Consider the following 2,402-nt stretch of genomic DNA (forward strand, 5'->3'; position numbering starts at 1 on the left):
GGATTAATGAAATATCTCACTGAGGAGCAAAAAAAGGAGTTTAAACCGGTTGCCATAGAAATGAAAAAGGGCTTTGGAACCTTTCATCACCCTTTAATGGTTCATGGCTCTTATGAAAACAAATCCGAAATGAGCAGGCGGGCATTTGTGATCAATGTATTTGCAGATGGCACGGTTAGCAATACAGATGAAGAACTATTAACAGGAGTTCCAGTTATTCCGAAAGGAGGCAAAATGCAAGGTAAATTTTTTCCATTATTATACAACCCGTAGAATAGAATGTTAAACCAAAAACAACCATGAAAACTAATATTTTGAAAGAGGCTTTGGCAGAAGGCCAAACTGTATTCGGGCCATTCTGCAAAATGCTGGATCCTGCAGTTGTGGAATTGGCGGCTTTGGCAGGCTTTGATTTTGTGATAATTGATATGGAACACGGGCCATATAGTATAGAAACTGTTCAGCAAATGCTACGAGCAGCTGAAGCCAGAGGCATCACAGCGGTTGTTAGGGTTGCAGAAAATAGTGAGACATCTATTCTCCGCGTATTGGATATTGGAGCAAAATGTATTCAGGTGCCACAGATTTCTACAGCCCGGGATGCAGACAAAGTAGTGAAATCTGCTCTGTTTCATCCCAAGGGAGAACGTGGTATGTGTAGATATGTGCGGGCTGGAGTATATACTGCCATTGATAAAGCTGAACATTTTGGCAGATCTAATGATAGCATATTAACCATCATCCATATTGAAGGGGTGGAAGGCCTGGAAAATTTACCTTCTATTCTCAAGTGTGATGGAATTGATGTTATCTTTTTAGGACCTTATGACCTGTCTCAATCCTGCGGAGTGCCCGGACAAGTGCACCATGAAAAGGTTGTAAAACGAATGGAAGAAGCGATTGTTTTGGCAAAAAAAAGTGGTAAGGTAGTGGGTACTTTTGTGGAAACCGTTGAAGACGCAAAAAGGTGGGAAAAAACAGGGGTTCAATATATTTCTTATGCTGTTGATACGGGCTTAATTTTAAATGCATTCAAAAACATAACCACAGGTTTAACGAATCACTAACCAATGCCTTTTTGGGTTGGGGGTTTTATTGATCCATCACTTCCCTGAAGGCTTTCCATTTTGTGATATCGCCCTCAATATCGTAGGTATCTGACTTTTTAAAAATTGCGATTATTGCGCCTACTCCCGCACCAATGGCCCCCATAGTTAGTCCTCCAGCGGCAGCACCATCACCTTTACCCCAAAATTGACTTTCGCCACCTGTTGCAAAACCCAATATTGCACCGGTACCTGTGCCTATGGCAGCACCTATAAGTATGTTATTTCCCACAGATCGTTTTGTTTTTATTAAACCGATTTTGCTCACCTCAATATTAACTGTTTTATCTTTGGGACCCAATACTAGGGAGGAGTCAGTTACACTAACAATTCTACCCTTGGATATTTTTGTGCCATTTAAGTCATAAACTCTTACAAACGGGGCTGACTTATTTTTTTCTTTTTGAGCATAAATTGCAGTGCAGCTTAGAATTGCAAGCGCTAGAACAAGGATCTTCGGAAAACCAGTTTGGATGGATATCAGCATATTTAAGAGATCTAAAAATTTGTCTTATATATAAAATATCAGGTTACTAAGACAATCAGGGCGGTATGTGCTGTCTTCGGGAGAGTATTTAAAAATAGAAAAATATTACGAGAAAATTCAGAAACATTCAATTATTTGGCAGAACCTGTGTCATGCCAGGCTTAATTTTTAAATTTTCCATGGAGGATTTCTCCTGTTCACTCCACCGTAATAAAGTATTACCAGATTACCATCAGGATCTTTTAATCTTGCTTCCCTCCATAGCCATGGTTTGTCATTGGGTAATTCATCAAATTCGATTCCTTTGGAAAATAGTTTACCTACGTACTCATCCAGATCTTCGCATTCAAAATACACATATATTCCATCTCCTGAAGGCAGTTTCTCGGTTTGGTGAATGGAAAAAGTACTATCCCCTTCAGGACATTCAAATCTTGCGTAATGTGGTAAGGCCTTAACAATTAGTTTTAAACCCAATTTTTCATAGAAAGGAATGGATTTAGTTAAATCCAGCGATGGAACAGTTATTTGATTTAAGTTCATTTAAATGATCTATTCCTTTTTATGCACTTCCAATTCAATCTCTATCATAAATTCAGGTAATGCCAATTCCTTAACCCCAAGCCAGGAACCTGTAGGAAATTGTTTGGTATAAATAGTATTCCTATAAGCGGCGTGTTCCAGAAATAAAGACATATTAGTCGTAAATACATTTTCAACAATAACATCGTCAAAAGTGCAACCGTAATGCTTTAATATCTTATCCAGATCTGCGTAGCAATTTTTCATTTGTTGTTCAAAATCTCCTA

The 2,402-nt window shown here is 38.5% G+C and carries 5 protein-coding genes; 2 read left to right on the forward strand and 3 right to left on the reverse strand.

Translation table 11 applies throughout. From position 1 onward, the window contains the following. On the forward strand, nucleotides 1–273 hold a 273-nt coding region (locus WBN20_RS08790), incomplete at its 5' end, for a phytanoyl-CoA dioxygenase family protein (RefSeq protein WP_424281416.1). Nucleotides 274–299: 26 nt separating this feature from the next. Further along, nucleotides 300–1,067 (forward strand): HpcH/HpaI aldolase family protein, encoded by a 768-nt coding sequence (locus tag WBN20_RS08795; protein ID WP_424281417.1) that lies wholly within the window; start codon nucleotides 300–302, stop codon nucleotides 1,065–1,067. A 25-nt stretch (nucleotides 1,068–1,092) separates the two neighbouring features. On the opposite strand, the gene WBN20_RS08800 is transcribed toward WBN20_RS08795, so the two are convergent. The 3 genes from WBN20_RS08800 to WBN20_RS08810 form a co-directional block, all read right to left on the reverse strand. After that, nucleotides 1,093–1,593, reverse strand: a complete 501-nt coding sequence (locus WBN20_RS08800; RefSeq protein WP_424281418.1) for a hypothetical protein — start codon at nucleotides 1,591–1,593, stop codon at nucleotides 1,093–1,095. 168 nt (nucleotides 1,594–1,761) lie between these two features. Beyond that, nucleotides 1,762–2,136 carry a VOC family protein gene (locus WBN20_RS08805; RefSeq protein ID WP_424281419.1) on the reverse strand — a complete coding sequence of 125 codons (375 nt, stop codon included), beginning with the start codon at nucleotides 2,134–2,136 and terminating at the stop codon, nucleotides 1,762–1,764. A 9-nt stretch (nucleotides 2,137–2,145) separates the two neighbouring features. Next, a partial coding sequence (locus WBN20_RS08810; RefSeq protein ID WP_424281420.1) for a RidA family protein occupies nucleotides 2,146–2,402 on the reverse strand: 257 nt, incomplete at its 5' end.

Source organism: Eudoraea sp. (genome assembly GCF_049665975.1).
In the GTDB taxonomy this organism is placed as follows: domain Bacteria; phylum Bacteroidota; class Bacteroidia; order Flavobacteriales; family Flavobacteriaceae; genus Eudoraea.